This window comes from Companilactobacillus pabuli, assembly GCF_014058425.1.
In the GTDB taxonomy this organism is placed as follows: domain Bacteria; phylum Bacillota; class Bacilli; order Lactobacillales; family Lactobacillaceae; genus Companilactobacillus; species Companilactobacillus pabuli.
Genome location: NZ_CP049366.1, coordinates 442,682 through 459,595, shown reverse-complemented (window position 1 = coordinate 459,595; position 16,914 = coordinate 442,682). Strand labels below are relative to the sequence as shown.

General features: G+C 33.9%; 15 protein-coding genes. 5 read left to right on the top strand and 10 right to left on the bottom strand.

Annotated elements, in window-relative coordinates:
- Window positions 1-97: 97 nt before the first annotated feature.
- Window positions 98-745: a DsbA family protein gene (locus G6534_RS02150; protein ID WP_059074064.1), complete on the top strand. Its 648-nt coding sequence runs from the start codon at window positions 98-100 to the stop codon at window positions 743-745.
- Window positions 746-951: 206 nt separating this feature from the next.
- Window positions 952-2,883, top strand: a complete 1,932-nt coding sequence (locus tag G6534_RS02145; RefSeq protein ID WP_182083101.1) for a hypothetical protein — start codon at window positions 952-954, stop codon at window positions 2,881-2,883.
- 5 nt (window positions 2,884-2,888) lie between these two features.
- Here G6534_RS02145 and G6534_RS02140 read toward each other — a convergent pair whose 3' ends face one another.
- From G6534_RS02140 to G6534_RS02120, 5 genes are all read right to left on the bottom strand, one after another.
- Window positions 2,889-3,761, bottom strand: coding sequence for a competence protein CoiA (locus tag G6534_RS02140; RefSeq protein WP_182083100.1), 873 nt, complete (start codon window positions 3,759-3,761; stop codon window positions 2,889-2,891).
- 56 nt (window positions 3,762-3,817) lie between these two features.
- Window positions 3,818-4,486: an adaptor protein MecA gene (locus G6534_RS02135; protein WP_010020585.1), complete on the bottom strand. Its 669-nt coding sequence runs from the start codon at window positions 4,484-4,486 to the stop codon at window positions 3,818-3,820.
- A 131-nt stretch (window positions 4,487-4,617) separates the two neighbouring features.
- Window positions 4,618-7,218 carry a BspA family leucine-rich repeat surface protein gene (locus G6534_RS02130; protein WP_182083099.1) on the bottom strand — a complete coding sequence of 867 codons (2,601 nt, stop codon included), beginning with the start codon at window positions 7,216-7,218 and terminating at the stop codon, window positions 4,618-4,620.
- 275 nt (window positions 7,219-7,493) lie between these two features.
- The gene (spxA, locus tag G6534_RS02125) at window positions 7,494-7,892 is read right to left on the bottom strand and encodes a transcriptional regulator SpxA (protein WP_010020587.1); all 399 of its coding nucleotides are present in this window, start codon (window positions 7,890-7,892) and stop codon (window positions 7,494-7,496) included.
- A gap of 258 nt (window positions 7,893-8,150) precedes the next feature.
- A complete protein-coding gene (locus G6534_RS02120) occupies window positions 8,151-8,876 on the bottom strand; it encodes an MBL fold metallo-hydrolase (protein WP_059074071.1) in 726 nt (241 codons plus the stop codon).
- Between the two features lie 44 nt (window positions 8,877-8,920).
- On the opposite strand from G6534_RS02120, the gene G6534_RS02115 reads away from it, so the two are divergent.
- Entirely contained in the window at window positions 8,921-9,385 is a 465-nt protein-coding gene (locus tag G6534_RS02115; protein WP_152999966.1) for a hypothetical protein, read from the top strand.
- Here the strand turns inward: G6534_RS02115 and G6534_RS02110 are convergent.
- Window positions 9,363-11,363, bottom strand: coding sequence for an FtsX-like permease family protein (locus tag G6534_RS02110; RefSeq protein WP_059074073.1), 2,001 nt, complete (start codon window positions 11,361-11,363; stop codon window positions 9,363-9,365). The genes G6534_RS02115 and G6534_RS02110 overlap by 23 nt on opposite strands.
- Entirely contained in the window at window positions 11,344-12,114 is a 771-nt protein-coding gene (locus tag G6534_RS02105; protein ID WP_059074074.1) for an ABC transporter ATP-binding protein, read from the bottom strand. Before G6534_RS02105 ends, G6534_RS02110 begins: the two co-directional genes overlap by 20 nt.
- Before the next feature lie 78 nt (window positions 12,115-12,192).
- Here G6534_RS02105 and G6534_RS02100 point away from each other — a divergent pair, with 78 nt between their 5' ends.
- Window positions 12,193-12,867 (top strand): response regulator transcription factor, encoded by a 675-nt coding sequence (locus G6534_RS02100; protein ID WP_182083098.1) that lies wholly within the window; start codon window positions 12,193-12,195, stop codon window positions 12,865-12,867.
- A 12-nt stretch (window positions 12,868-12,879) separates the two neighbouring features.
- Window positions 12,880-13,872 carry a sensor histidine kinase gene (locus tag G6534_RS02095; protein ID WP_059074075.1) on the top strand — a complete coding sequence of 331 codons (993 nt, stop codon included), beginning with the start codon at window positions 12,880-12,882 and terminating at the stop codon, window positions 13,870-13,872.
- A 56-nt stretch (window positions 13,873-13,928) separates the two neighbouring features.
- Here the strand turns inward: G6534_RS02095 and relB are convergent, their stop codons facing one another.
- The 3 genes from relB to G6534_RS02080 all read right to left on the bottom strand — a co-directional run bounded on the left by relB (window position 13,929) and on the right by G6534_RS02080 (window position 16,890).
- On the bottom strand, window positions 13,929-14,156 hold the full coding sequence (gene relB / locus G6534_RS02090; protein ID WP_059074076.1) for a type II toxin-antitoxin system RelB family antitoxin: 228 nt from the start codon (window positions 14,154-14,156) through the stop codon (window positions 13,929-13,931).
- Window positions 14,157-14,423: 267 nt separating this feature from the next.
- Complete coding sequence (locus G6534_RS02085) at window positions 14,424-16,472, bottom strand: heavy metal translocating P-type ATPase (RefSeq protein ID WP_059074077.1); 2,049 nt, start codon at window positions 16,470-16,472, stop codon at window positions 14,424-14,426.
- Complete coding sequence (locus G6534_RS02080; protein WP_059074078.1) at window positions 16,465-16,890, bottom strand: CopY/TcrY family copper transport repressor; 426 nt, start codon at window positions 16,888-16,890, stop codon at window positions 16,465-16,467. The genes G6534_RS02085 and G6534_RS02080 overlap by 8 nt, the downstream gene beginning before the upstream one ends.
- Window positions 16,891-16,914 lie beyond the last annotated feature (24 nt).

The window sequence follows — 16,914 nt, the reverse complement described above, 5'->3', positions numbered from 1 at the left end:
CACTCAATTCCGAATATTAGTGCTTGAGTTTATAATTTTACCTTTTGAAAGATTGTTGGTAGAATGACTATGCAATAGAGAGATGGAGGGAATCACAATGTGGGAAGTATTCTTATATATTAATCCCTTATGTTCGTATTGTTTGAAAGTGGAACAAGCAATTATTGATTTCACTAGAAAGCATGACATAGACACACAATATCATTTCGTAACGAACTATAATATGGCAACAATTAATGATTATATGCAATTACAGGGCTGCAAAATTACCGATATTAAAGAACGTAACATTGCTTCACAACAAGTTGTTGAGGCAGCGAAACTTTACAAAGCTGCTTCTTGTCAAGGTAATAAAAAAGCTCGTAACTTTTTAATGAATCTTCAAGAACAAGTAAATATTTTAAACAATCCCTTTGATGATAACACTATCAAACGTGCAATTAATAATAGTGGGCTTGATTACAAAGCAATCATGGCTGACAAGGAAAGTACTTGTGTAACCCAAGGTTTGAAACGTGATCAACAATTATCAATGGAAATGAATGTTGTAAAGGCACCAACGGCAATTGTATTCGACTGTGAAGATGAAGAAAAACCTGGTGTTATGATCGATAATTTCGGGGATTCAACTTCTCAAGAAAGTATCAGTAATAATATCAATGCTATGTTGGAACGCGAACTTCCTCATACTCAAGATTTTGCTCGCAATGATACCGTCATTAGTCTGGATAAATTCAGAAGATAGCTAAACAATATGACAAGGATTAACCCTACACTAACAAAGTGCAGGGCTTTTTTATTTCTAAATTTATAACAAATTATTGATTTTTATATATTTTTATGCAATTTTATAAACAAATAATTTGACAAATTGACTATTTCTCTTTCTAAAAAATAATTTGTCCGTTATACTTGGAATTGGTTTAGACCAAACACTAAGGAGGACATTTTATGAAAACAATATTATTGCTATTGAAATTCATTTTGCCATTAGTCTTAGCATTATGCCTCTTTTTTATTGTACATCCCGAAGCTATCTTAGCGGACAATTCAATTGCCAGCGTTCAATACCACACCCCTACCCCTAATCCAACTGGAGGATTTGGCGTTTGGGCTACTGGTGGTTTCGATAAGCAACCTACGACTAGTTACTACACAACGGTCGGCGATCCTATCAAAATAACTACTCACACTGTACGTTCCACTTTGAGTTTCGGCCTTAATCCTTTTGAAACTGTCTATCACCGATGGTTTATCTCCAATGACGATGGAAAATTCAGTCAAATACCTAATGAAACAAGGAATTCTTTGATTTATACACCACAACAAACGGGAACCTATTATATTCAGCTTTATACTTATTACGAAGGACTATTTACTAAAGATAAATTCTATTCTGACGTTATTACAGTTCACGTTTTAAAAAAATCAATTGATGCCGATTTTTTAAATATCAGTATCGATAAAAATTATCTATATAACGTTAAAGATTCTTCCAATAACGGAATCGTTCCCAAAGATGCATATGCCACAGCAAATCCGGATCCCGAAGATGCTACTGGTGATATTAGCTGGAGTTTAGACAAACCTGATCTTGCCACTATTGATGAAAATGGACATATTGTGGCTAATTCTGACGGCAAATCAGGAATCGTTAAAATCACCGGTTCAATCAAAAATAACGATGGAAGTATCATAACTAGTAAACCTCAAATTATCAAAATTGGCGGAGGATTAGATAATCAAACAGTTCATGCCAATCAGCCCGCTACTTTTCATATTCAAACTGATACTGATAGTCAGCGAGATGATGACAAAGATATAAAAATCACTTGGTACAAACGCTCTACGAATGGTCAAGTAACACAGTTGCAAACGCAAACTGATCCAATGACTTATGTGACATCACCAACTACTAAAACCGAAAATGGTGATGAATTCTACGCTCAAATTTCTGTCAAAAAAAATACCATTAGAACTAACAGTGCCGTGTTAAATGTCTTGCCGCCTACTGATCCAAATATCAACATCAAAAGTTCTATCGAAGACACTACTTTTCATCCAGCAGAAAATACTGACTCAGTCATAAACAAAGTCAGTTCAAACGATAAATTAGTAATTAATTCCAAAATTTACAATTCTGGCTACAAAAATTTCCCTAATTCATCACTCTCAATCCCACTTTTCCCATTGGATGATAAAAATAATTTCAACATTGATGGCATAACGATAAATAAGCAACCATTAGCAACAGACGATTATCAAATCGTAAATAATAACTTTAATAATCAAAAAGAACTTATAATAAATTTAAAAGATTTAAAAATTAGTGATACCAAAAATGTCGAAATCGATTTGACTACACCTACAATCAATGCTGAGCAGACTATAAACTCTACACCTTATTTCTCTGGAACTACTGACGATAGTAGTGATTTTCAAAGTGAGAGTAATAAATTACAAATTAATTTAACGCCTAATCAAATTACACTCAATCCACATAGTATTCAATTCGATCCTATCGCTCAATTTCAAAAGGGTGCTATCAAGTATCGCACAGCAGCTACGAATGCTCCTCACGCAGTGGTTTCCGTTGAAGGAAGTCAAAGAAAAACCGGCAATAAATATCTCTTTGTAAAACAAGCTTATCCATTACAAGATAATAAAAGAGATATCCTCGGTGCTAATTTATTTTATAAAATAAATAATTCTATTCAATCTATTAACAATAAAGTTTTAGTTGAAGAAGCCGATGGTGATATGCCTTTGACTTCAGTAATTTGGAATAAAAAAGATGGTCTTTTATTAAAAGTAAATAGCAACCAAATTGAACCAGGACAATACTCAACCAAATTAAATTGGACTATCGAAAATTCTATCTAAGCTTCCTAATCAGGAGGCTTTTTCTTTGTCTTAAATTCTAATAAAGGCTGTCGTAACAATTTCTTCCTTTGTCCACAGGCCATTTGCCAAGCTGGATAAAAGTAAATTGGGGCAACGGGAACAAAGTAACGATTATTTAAATAATCCTCAACCGTTATTTGGTGGCGTTGAAAAAAATCCATTTTCACTTGTTGGGAATTTCTATCATTTTTTTGTCGCAGACGGTGAATAAAGTGTTGATTCATCAAAACTGGATTTAAGTGATAATCTAGTGGTTCAAATTCCAAAATATCATTCAATTTTGCATCTTGAAAAATTTGGCGTTGGAAAAAGATTTGATTAAAGGGTCCGATGAATTTAATGTGATGAAAAACTGTAAAAGCTTGTTTTATAGAGTCTAGCATAATGATGTAATAGCCTAATTTATCGCTAAAATTGATGAATTTAAGATGCTTTTTATGAACTCGATCATCTAAATAATCACCGCCTAATATCCAAATACTTTTGATTCCTAAACGGCGATAACCTAAAATTCGTTCTTCTAATAAATTAATTTTTAAAAGCGCACATTGATATTCAATCGCTATTTTCTGATCAACTAAAAAAATATCCGGTCGTTGTTGAATTTCCGGTAAGAAAAATTCTTCTTCAACATTAGAATGATTTTTTAACAAATCTAATATTATTTTTTTACCAACAGAATGAATATTTCGCTCATTGATATCATTATTAGTTTTATTCAAATGTCGAAAATATTTTCTAGCTTTCGTGGCAATCAACTTAACTGGTTTTTCACAACGACAACAAAAGTACTTATCCTTTTCTTTTGCGTTTTGCGCGTAAATCAAAATTCCCAATTCGTTCAAAGCAGCATACATTTTAATCACCTCGAACAAAATTACGCAAAAAAAAATCAACCCTAAGGTTGATCTACTTAATTACCAAAATAATATCTCGTCAATTCAAGTGCAGTCTTGGACATGATCTCTTGACCATATTCTGACAAGACTGCTGCTGTAACTTTCGTCTTGAAACTGTACTCACTAAGCAATGCCAAAACATCGCTATAAGTCATTTCGTGCATTTCATCAGTAAAGAGAATCAATTGTAAGTAGTACTTGTCGTTGTACTCGAACAAATTAGAAATTCCACTCTCCAGGTGTAACAAATTAGCCAATTGGACATAATCTTCAAAGTCTTTGAATTCAACAATAACCGTCTTAGTAGGTGTATCAGGATCGTTCAAATATGGCGCTGTATCGCTGTCATATTCTTCCGTTCCAACCTTATCCAAATTATTGTTTTCACTTGCGCCGACTGAATTTTGTAGCCCATTTAATGGCAATGAACCTGAACCTTCAGAATCATCGCTCTTACTAATCAATAATTCCAAACCTTCTTTGTTTGGCATTATTTGGAAAGTAACAGGCTCATTATTCGTGAAGACATGATTCTTATCAACCTCATCCAAAATACTATAAAAGAACGTCTCAATTTGTTTCTTGTTACCCAACAAGTCTAAAACTGTTACGCCTCGTTCTTGCAAATCCTCTGTACTAAGAATGACTCTGATCGTGTTCTCATTAAGTCGATCCATTTCCATCATAGTCACCTCAATTCTGTATCTACATTTTAACAGTCTGAAAAACTATTTCAACTATCATATATCGATATTTAAAGTCATTCGAATAATATACTAAATGTCGTAGATAACGTCAAAGAAAATGCATTTTTTTAGAGGCTATCGGCCAATTCCCAATTCAAAGTTGTGGAATAACTTCCATTAACTATATTTTTATCGTTTAATCTTAACATTATGCCGCGCTTTTTATCCCAAGTTAAATTTTTAGTCTCATTACCAATTGCTCCTGTATAAATTGCCACGCTGTTTTCGAGTGAAGTGTCATTTCCTTTATCATCGCGAAAAATTAGTGTTCCCGGTAAAATATTGTTACCATCTTCAGTCTGTAAAGGTCGAGCCATTGAAACTAACAGCTTGTAATTAACATCAGTAGTTGGATAAGAATACTTTGTTATCGTAACTGGATCATTATTCTTACGTTGATAAACTCCTTCAATACCACCAATAGTTCCAAAATCAATATCAGGTACATTTAATGACATTTGACGATATTCTTGTTGTTGCCAAACAAAAGTTTTCACTGGTTGTCCCTGAACTGAATAATCCTTTAATATTTCCTCGGAGTCATACAAATCACCTAACGGTTCGTGTTCTGTACCTCCAGTATCAGCACTGACTTCTTGCCATTTGGGACTTATTGCCGTGTAACCAGGATAGTCATCATCAATAATTACTGATCCTTGCTGATGGTCAGCAAAAGAATTATTCCCTTTAATAACACTATTAGGGCCCAAAGTTATACTCCAAAGTTGACTAGTTCCATTAAGAAAGTAATTTATACTGCTAGCTTTTCTAGTATCCCATTTAGACAAGTCCAGCTTAGCAACTTCACTATTATTAAAAGTATTACCAAAGTCGGTTACAGCGCTTGTATCCCAATTTTTAACGAAATCTAAATTCTGCATCTTACTGTTTGCAAACAACAAATTCATATTTGTCACTTTAGACGTATTCCAATTAGCAATATTCAAATCACTTAAATCTAAATTATCTGTGTTACTAAACATTGATCCCATATTTCCTACTTTAGAGGTATCAAAATTACCTATAATTTTAATAAGATTATTATTTACGGAAAACATTGAATTCATATTGGTTACCTTTGAAGTATCAAAACTACTTAAATCCAAAGTCTTAAAACCAACGTTATTGGAAAACATATATGACATATTAGTTACATTACTAGTATTAAAATTCTGCAATCCTTTTAAACCATCTTCGTCTAAGGCAAAATCGTAAGCAAACATACTACTCATATTTGTGACCTTAGAAGTATCCCATTTAGACAAATCTAATGTTTTTAATTTTGAACATCCCCAAAATAAACTGGCCATATCAGTTACACTTTTTGTATCCCAGTTACTGATTCCTGGGATAGAATCCATCTGTGTGTAATAAAACGTCGAATTCATATTAGTAACATTGCCTGTATCCCAGTCAGACAAACCATCGATTTGAGTAATAACTCGACAATCTTTAAACATGCTTCCAATATCAGTAATATTGTCCTTTTTCCATTTGGATATATCTAAACGTACTAGAGAACGGCAATTATTGAACATATTAGCAGTTGTCGTTACATTAGAAGTATCCCAATTAACCAATTCGTCTCCATTAACTAACCCAGAGGCATTAAAAACACCATTCAATGAAGTAACTTTACTAATATCCATATTTTTTAGTCCTACTATATTTGTACTACAATTAAAAAACATACTATCCATTTTAAGTAAAGATTCAGTGTCAAAACTAGAAACATCAAGCTGAGTCAATTTACTAATACTGCTGAACATATTCGACATATCAGTCACGTTAGAGGTATCAAAATTAGAAACATCTAATTCTGTAACACCAACTCCATTAAACATACTACTCATGGACGTAACCTTAGAAGTATCAAAATTGAAGACATCTAAGGCCGACACTTTAAGATCATTATTAAACATCTTATTCATTGATAAAACGTTAGAAGTATCAAAGTTTTCCAACCCTTTAATTGTCTGAAGTGAATTAGTTACTCCACTAGACGGTGGCATAGAAAACATCTGCGATAAATTAGTTACATTAGACGTATCAAAACTAGAAACATCAATCGTAGTTAATTTATAAGCATTACCAAACATATTACTCATATCAATTGCGCTGTTTGTATGCCAATTATTCAATCCAATTATTTCAGTAAGATTCGAAGTGTCTGGCATAAGAGCACCTTTATCTTGAAAAGAGAACATGGAATTAAAGCTTTTTACATTGCTGACATCTAAATTATTAATATCAATCGTTTGGACATAAACTAAGTTAGCAAATAAATTATTTGAATCAGTTGCAGCAATAACACCGGGCTCAACATAAATACTTTTAATAAGATCAACCGAATTTATCCAATTACCTTGACCAGTCGCTAAAGTTCCCGCATGTATCGTCAACTGACCATTATCGTCAATATCCCAATCACAAGTTCCAAAATTACCACTAGTAACCTTGATCAACGTTAAAGGAACAATACTTGAAGATTGCTTATTTTTTAATAGTCCAGTATTTTCATTTAACAGTGTTTGAATATTATCATTGGTTTCTGCCTTGACGACTATCGTATGAGCAAACAAAATTCTTAGGAAAATAATGATATTTACTAAGAATAAAAATTTAAATTGTTTTTTTCCTATACATTTCCAATCAATATTTACCATCATATTCGTTTCTCCTAATTAATTAGGGAAATTATATATGATTAAACAGGTAGTTATAATTTGAATTATATAAAAATATTTTACCAAATTTGATATTTTATTCACATGCCGTAATTCTTCGGAATACCAACGCTTCGCATTCCCATAACTCTCTCTAAGCGGCGTACATCGGAATACCAACGCTACGCGTTCCCATAACTCTCTCTAAGCGGCGTAGCCGCAAAGAGAGAGTAAAAAAAAGACCACCTTCCAAAAATGGAAAGTGATCTGGTAATTTTTTATAAGCCAGCCATAAGTTGAGCCTTTTGAAGTTCCATAGTTCTGACACTTCTAGGCAAGAATCTTCTGATTTCATCTTCATTGAAACCAACTTGAAGACGTTTGTCATCCATGATGATAGGACGCTTCAAGAGACCTGGATTTGTTTGAACTAGATCCAACAATTGATCAATTGTTAAATCATCCAAATTTACCTTAAGGTTTTGGAATGCCTTTGAACGAGTAGAAATAATTTCTTCTGTCCCGTTTTCAGTCATTTGAAGTACTTGTTTGATTTCTTGCTTATTTAAAGGTTCTGAGTAAATGTTTCTTTCTTTGTAAGGAATATCATGTTGTTCGAGCCAAGCCTTGGCTTTACGACATGAGGTGCAACTTGGAGATGTATAAATGGTAACCATATATAATCTCTCCTTTCCTGTGTAGTATCAAACTCTTTAAACACATTAATATTGTAACTTAAACGTATAATAAAATCTATAGGTTTTCACGAAAAAGTTGCGAATATTTGTTCTTAAATTATTTGTTTGTGAAAACATGTACCCGACAAATAGCCATCTATATAATCCTTTCACAAATTATATAGATATTAGTTTATTTATTCTATTAGTTATAATTAATACTGCTTTCATTGAAAATCTAAAGCCTATCCCTAAGCCTTATACTTCAACTTCCAATCCTTGGAATGCATGAATAACTGGAACATCTTCAGCATATTTTTGTGATTGCTTTAACATAGTGTCAGCATCGACCGTTTGTGGTAAGTGACTGATCATCAATCGCTTAACATTACTTTCTTTAGCTAACGTTCCTGCCTCTTTTGTATTAAGATGAGCTTTGCGACCAGTAACATCTTCTGGGAAGTTGGTATCTGCAATCAATAAATCAGCATCTTTTGCAAAATCAACTAAACCATCAAAATAAGTCGTATCAGCGGTATAAACAATCACCTTGCCATTTTTATCAGTAATACGCATTGCATATGCTGGAACTGGATGAACGGTTCTCATGAATTCAAACTTCAAATCATCAATTTGAGTTGGTTCATAATCGTTATAAGCAATTCCTTTAGTAGCATTATCGACTGACAATTGCGCAAAGTTGACAAAATCTTGAGTATGACCATAAATAGGTAGTAGATTTTCCTTTTTAGCTGCAAGCCATTCGTACTGCAAAACGCCAACATCTGCTGTATGATCGTGGTGATAATGTGATAAGATGACACCATCTAGATCAGTTGGTTTCATATAACTTGCTAGTGAGTTCAAAACACCACTACCGCAATCGATCAAGTAGCTCTTATCGCCATTTCTTAGTAGGTAACCAGATGTCCCGATTCCCTTGTAAGGATAACCACCATAAAAACCTAAAACTGTAACTAACATAGAAAACCTCCAAAAATTTTATAATTGAAAGGATTTCAATAACTATGAACATAACTTTAAAGCTAGGCACATATCTCTTTTTGAAGAGTCAGATGTCACCATCCGATACTTTATTAAAACCCTTATTTCATGCCAATGCAGACCATCTTTTGATAAAAAATTTATCAACATTTGCACAATATCGTGGTATCAGTGGGGTTTACGAACCTTTGAATAACCTTTATTCCTTGACATATTTAAAATTAAATCCTGATCAAGCTAAGTTATTCGAAGAAAAATTATTCAGTATCCACTCATACTCCTTTAATTCTACATCAACCGCCGTCTTGCAAAAAAGAGAAAGTCCAAGAGAATACTTAATTATTAAAACTTTCGAAACGACTTCTCAAATCAAAGTTTGGCAAATGTTGCTTCAAAAGGAAATTCAAAACCAAATCCAAGGCTCTAACGAAGAAGATTTTGGATTCTTCTCTAAAGCCTATGTAGTTACAGACGGAACTTCTGCTTAATACTACGCCAAGAAACTTGATAACTGATGAAACCGAATAATCCGTACAAGACGATATAACCGCCGAAAATCAAGATAATATTTTTGGAAATGTGTCGTCCACTATCAAACATTGCTATGGCTGTATATGACTGTATCAAAGCAAAAACAATTGGAATCAAGAATGTCCAAGTATTCTCTCGTAAAATAATCCGTTTAATTTCTTTTTCTTCAACACCAATTTTTTGCAACGTCCGCAATTGTCTGGATTGGTAATCATCTCGCAATAAAATTCTCAAAGTCAAAACACTGCCTAAAGCTATCAATAAAGCTACACTGAACAAAGCTACAATATATAGGTAAAAACCGCCGCCTTGTTTAAAGCGCTTTTTGACATTGCCCTCACGCAAATATCCTACCTGTGTATATACAGAGGCATCATATTGCTTGGGGGCTTTTTTGATGACTTCTACTGTAGAATCTTTCAATGATGACTTGAAATCTACTTTCATATAATAAGCATCCCGATAATGCTTCAGACGCTCAATTTGAGATTTCTGCAAACGATCTCCCTTTTTGAAATCCCAACCATAGAAAGTATCGCTGACTTCGGCCGGCATTTTTTGATAATACTTGTCTGGTACGATCATCATTGGACCAAAGTGCATTGACCCACCGTATGGAAAAGCACGACCAGCCTTGGCTTTAGCAATCATTGGTGCCCCTTTAACGTCAATGTTATATTCTGCTTCTTGATCGTGATACATAATTCCTGTGGGAGTATCAATTTTCATAAATTCATTGGCATTAATTTTACTATTACCCTTACGCATTCGTTTAGGTAACGATTTGTACGAAGAATAAGACATAAAGGTCATCGGTTGCTTCGTATAAGTAGAATTATTTTTGCTGTAATAAGAGGTCAAGTTTATTTTGACATTGGTCTTATAACTTCCCTTTACTTTCGCATCAGTCTGTTTAAGTTCCTTCTTGATAAATTGAACCGTATCTTTATTAGCAGCTAATTCAAATGGATAGGAACTATTATAACTTTCATGAACAGCTTGATATCCAAAGTAACAAAAAGTCAATAATGCCAATGCCAAAGCTGACAATTCGGTCACAAACCATAAGATGGAGATATTTTGAAAAAGCCGTTCTTTTAAATACTTAAATGAAAATAGATTCAACCCTGAATAAGAAATTGCATGGATTTTTTGTAATAAATTCAAAACAGTTGGTAAAAAGCCATAATAAACTAAATACGTCCCCAAAATATCAGCCAACATAATAAAAAGTATTTCATTGATTGGCTTAGAAGAATAAGTAATCATCCGAATATCAGTAAACAAAGCCCAAGTACAAACTTGCGCACTAAATAGAAGGATTATTCCAAAAACCCCTGCCGGTATTCGTAACCACCAACGCGTTTTAACACTGACTTTGCGCTGTTTTTTTTGTAAAATCCGAATAGTCTTGATTGCATTAACTGTACTCAAAATCAAAGTAGAGAAGAAAAAACTCTTAAATAACGTCAGTATCGTATAACCATCAAAATTAGTAGTGAAATTAACTCGGAGCTGCATTAAATAAAACAGCAACATCCCCATGAACTTTTGAAAAATTACCATTAACAACAAACCTATCGCCCAAGCGACAATTTGTACGATAGCTGTTTGAAAGAAACTTATCGTCACAATGACCCAACGCTGCATTCCTAATTTTTCAAATGTTAAAAACTCGTTTTTTTGCCGTTGAATAAAAAAGCCACCGACATAAATCATATAAATAAAAGCAAAGAAGGCAAATAACCCACTCATGAAACTCGAAAGTTCATAAATAAACGTATCCCACCAATGCATAGCTTCGTGAACTGAGGGATTGCCTCCCATTGACAACAGTATTCCAAAAACGCCAATAGCAAAACTGCATGCTAAAATATAAATCAAATAGCTGTCACGCATATTTGAAAGACTACGCTTAATAATTTTGCGATACATTGAAATAATTCCCTCCACCAATTGTCCGTTGCATATTAATTATTTGTTCGAAGAATTTATCTCGATCCCCAGGATTGACCACTTCTGAAAAGACCACTCCATCTTTGATAAAGACTACTCGGGTGCAGTAACTGGCTGTAAAAGCATCATGCGTTGCCATCAAAATCGTAGTTTTTTCCTTTTGGTTGATTAATTGCATGTAGTTCAGCAAAATAGTCGCTGATTTGGAATCCAAACTACCAGTTGGCTCATCCGCAAACAGAATTTCTGGTTTATTGATCAAAGCTCTGGCCGCTGCCACCATTTGACGTTGACCAAGTGATAATTCGTCAATTTCACGTTGGGCTAACTTCTCAATATTTAATAAATTCATCATATATTGAAATCTTTCCTCAATGACTTTTTTATTAGCACGGCTCAAAGCTAGCGGTAAAATAACATTTTCCTTGACGTTCAACGAATCGAGCAACTCAAAACTTTGATAAATAAAACCCATTTTATTGCGACGATACTTTGCCAAATCACGATCGTGTAATTGCGTTAAATCCAAACCATCAATGATAATTTGCCCGTGATCAGGACGCTCATTGGTAGAAATCATATTTAACAAAGTCGTTTTTCCAGCTCCGGAAGGTCCCATAATTCCTAACAATTCACCATGATCAACTTCCAAGCTGATATCTTTAATAGCGTGAACAGCATTTTTCTTCTTTCCAAAATCTTTTGAAATATTCTTTACAGCAATTTGCACAGTAAACTCTCCAAAATTAATTATTTATTGTTATCATACTATATAGTGTCTTTATTCTAGCACGGAGGATTTTTTTAAATGGTTAAAATTATGATTATTGAGGATGATTTCTCCATCGCCAAGCTGATCAGTGAAAATCTGGCAAAATGGCAAATGGATTCCTACATTACAAAAGATTTCGACAATATTATCGAACAATTCAAAGAATATCAACCCGATTTAGTGCTACTAGATATCAATTTGCCAGTCTATGACGGTTACTATTGGAATCAAGAGATCCGTAAAATCTCTAAATTACCTATTATTATCATTTCTTCGCGTAATTCTAACATGGACCAAATTATGGCTATGAATATGGGAGCCGATGATTTCGTTGAGAAACCTTTCTCAGTCGATATCCTAGTTGCTAAAATCAATGCTTTATTACGTCGGACTTATGATTTCTCAAAGAATTCCAGCGATACAATTGAACACAATGGTTTAAAACTCAATTTATCAAGCGGAACTGTTGAAATTGGAGACGAAAAAATTGACCTTTCAAAAAACGAATACAAATTATTGCAACGTTTATTAAAAGATCAAGGAAAAATCGTTACCCGTGAGCAATTGCTTAATTTCATGTGGGATGATGAAAGATTTGTTGATGACAACACTTTGACTGTCAACATCAATCGTCTACGTGGAAAAATCGAAAAATTTGGTTTAAAGAATTATATCGTTACTAAAGTGGGACAAGGATACATTATCCCTTAGTGAGGTTGAAGAATGACATTTCTCAAATATTTACGTGATCATATTTATTCAATTCTAATTGTCCTAGTGGGAATGACTTTTGTTGAATTAGTCTTGTTTTTAGATCCTAGAGTCCATTTTCATATGGGAACTCTAATTTATACTTGGATTTTGGCGGTAATTTTTTTAATTGTTAATTTATCACTTTCTTATTTACATAAAAAAAATTGGTACGAACAATTATCAAATTATCAAGATGATCTCTCAAAAGAATTATTTGGAGCTAGAAACAATGAACAACAATTCATCCAGGATAAAATCAATAATATTTCTCTCCAGTATCGTAATGAGTTAACAGAATTATATCAGAACCAAAAAGATCAACGAGAATATACTGAGTCTTGGGTTCACGATATCAAAGTTCCTTTAGCAGCTTTAAAACTATCCCAGGATAATAATTTAGACCGTGATTTAATTGCCGAAGAATTGGATCAAATTGATTATTTAGTCGACCAAGCGTTGTACTTTGCCCGTTTAAATAACTTTTCCAACGATTATTTGATTCAAGAGCAAGACTTAAATGACATCGTCAAAGCTTGTATCAGAACGAATAAACGGCTCTTTATCAGTAAAAGAATCGGCATTCATTTCGACATTACTGATAAAAAAGTCTTAACTGACGAAAAATGGCTGAGCTTTATTATCAATCAGATACTTTCCAACAGTTTAAAATATACTGAATCTGGTGGAAAAATCGAGATCTTCACGACTACTCACGATAACAATATTGAGTTACATCTCCAAGACAACGGAATCGGTATCAAAAATCAAGATATCAGTCGCGTTTTCAATAAAGGTTTTACTGGTACTAATGGTCGTAAAAGTGGCAGTAAATCTACTGGTATGGGATTGTATTTAGTTAAAAAAATGATTGATAAACTAGGTCACACTATTCAAATTAAATCACAAGAAAATCAAGGTACTGAAACCATCATTACTTTTTTAGATTTACCTTATTACAAATAAATGCGCGTAAGCTTATAAACTTACACGCATTTATTCTTTATCATTATTTCTCGGACTCAACAATAGCTGCTCATCTCTTTTTCTAAGTCATCCAAGGAAACATCTTGAGGATTATCCTTAAATTCTCGTTCAGCTTTTTCACAAAGCTCATTATCAATCTCATCTTCGATTTTTTCGACTGCAGCAGAACGAAGAAAGGCCGAAACGCTCATATTCTTAGATTTAGCGTAATTTTTGATCATCCGTTCGTCACGTCCGTCTATGTATACTGAAATAGTTGCCATTTTCGTCACCACCCCTATGTCGCCCTTAGTGTATATTGTTCGACCAAATTTTTCAATAGTTAAGTTATTCACAGCTTAATATTATATAAAAAATATTCTATTATTTGATTATTAAACATTCTTCATAAAAATGCCATGACTATATACAAAATACTGTAACTATGCTTGTAGACTAGCTTTACGAATCAGACCAATTCAAAAATAAAGAGCCAACTCATCAAATTGAGTTGGCTCTTTTCTATTAATTGTAAAGATTTGGACGTTTATTTACATTTTTAATGTCAAAGCATTCAATGCTACGACAACTGTTGACAATGACATTACCACCGCACCAACAGCAGGACTTAAAACAAAACCAACTCCTGCTAAAATACCGGCAGCTAATGGAATAGCTATGATATTGTAACCAGCACCCCACCAGAGGTTCTCAACAGTTTTCTTATAAGTATTGTGTGACAATTTCAAGAATTTAATGATGTCACTAGGATCACTATTATACAAAACTACATCCGCTGAATCGATAGCAACATCCGTTCCAGCTCCAATGGCAACACCAATGGTAGCTGAAGCTAAACTAGGAGCATCATTGATCCCATCACCAACCATCATGACATGATGACCACTAAGTTCCAATTGCTTGATAACTTGATGTTTATCTTCTGGCAATAATTCAGCTCGGAATTCATCGATTCCCATTTGTTTAGCCATAATGGCAGCAGCTTCTTTATTATCACCTGTTAACATGATTGGCGTAATATTTCTAGCTTTTAATTCTTTAATAAATTCAATGGTATTTTTCTTGATTCGATCACCTAAAGCAACGAAACCAAGTACTTTTTTATCAGCTACCAAATAACTGATTGTATTACCCTTATCCAAATAAGTTTGAACTAATTTCTTATCAAGTGAAATTTCATGCTCATTCAAATATTTCATATTAACTAAATAATATTGACGGTTATCAAAACTAGCACTCATTCCGTAACCCTTTAAGGCTTGGATATTGTCGATAGCAGCTGGTTGAACCTCTTTATCCTTCGCATAGCTGACGATGCTGCTTGCGATTGGATGACTAGAACCACCTTCGATACCGGCAATAATGGATAATAAGTTCTTACTATCGATTGATTTATCTAAACTTTGCAAACCGTTAACGGTAAATTTACCCTCAGTCAAAGTACCAGTTTTATCCATTGCTACATAATCGATTTTACGACTGTTTTCCATTGCTTGATTGTCACGAATGATTAAACCATTTGTAGCAGCAATCGAAGTACTACGTGACATAACCAAAGGAATTGCCAGACCTAAAGCATGTGGACAAGCGATAACTAAAACAGCCACTAATCTATTCAAAGCAGTATTCATATCACCAAAAATTAGCCAATAAACAAAAGCGATGATTCCAACCGTTAAAGCAGCATAGAAGAGCCAACTAGATACTCTATCAGCCAACATTTGCGTCTTAGAACGATTATTTTGTGCATCAGAGACTAGTTTACTAATCTGTGACAAGTAGCCTTCACCGGAAGATTTATCAACTTTTACACGAATCGTACCCTCACCGTTGATCGATCCTCCAACTACTTTACTACCAATTTCTTTTTTAATTGCTTTTGATTCACCTGTGATTAAAGACTCATTGATATAACTTGAACCACTAATAATATGTCCATCAAGTGGTACTGATTCACCGGCACGTACCTCAATAATATTGCCAGCTTTGACCATTGAAATATCATGATCCATCGTTTGATCATCATGAACCATATGTACCTTACTTGGTACTAATGATGCAATTTTTTGTAAAGCATTGCCGGCACTCATAGTCGACTTCATTTCGATCCAATGACCTAACAACATGATGACGATCAAGGATGCCAATTCCCAGAAGAAGTCCATGATGTGCGTTGAAGAATGTAATAAATTATTCTCAACAAAAGCATACAGACTATAAATATAGGCAACACTGATACCCATAGTGATCAATGTCATCATTGCTGGTTGTTTGGACATTAATTCTCCTTTAGCACCACTGATAAATGGTTTGCCGCCGTAGAAGAATAGAATTGTTGCTAGTACTAAAACTATCCAGTCAGATCCTGGAAATTGAACTTGAAATGGCAATTTCAATCCCATAAATGGTGAGAGGATAAATACTGGTATTGCTAAAACAAGTGAGATCCAAAATTTCTGTCTCAAGTCCCCCATATTCATCATATGACCACCGTGCATCATCATATGATTTCCCGACATGTCCATAGTTGAATGATCCATATCCATATTTTTCATATCGTGCATTTCTTCGTTATTCATTCAAATCACTCTCCAAACAATCACATTCGACAACTTCTGGAGCTGTCTTCTCCTTCTCAGTGAGAGTTTCAATAATTGTTGCAATATCACTTTTAGATATTTCTGAATTATTGATCAAATCTTTGATAGCATATCCTTTTCTCATACAACAAAGATTATCGAACAAGTCGTTAACGCTATCGTGAATAGCCTCATCCTCTGAAATCAATGGCTGATAAACATAAGGACGTTTAGTTTCATCGGCTTGTAAAAAATTCTTCTTTTGAAGACGACCAATCAAAGTTTTGATTGTGGCAGCTTTCCAGTCAGTTTTCTTCTCCAAAAAATCAATTACTTGCTTACTAGTGGCTTGACCCAAAGTCCAAATGATCCTCATTACCTGCCATTCAGCACGACTCATGGATTCAACTTCTTTCATGTCGATTCCTCCTTTTTGGTTTAC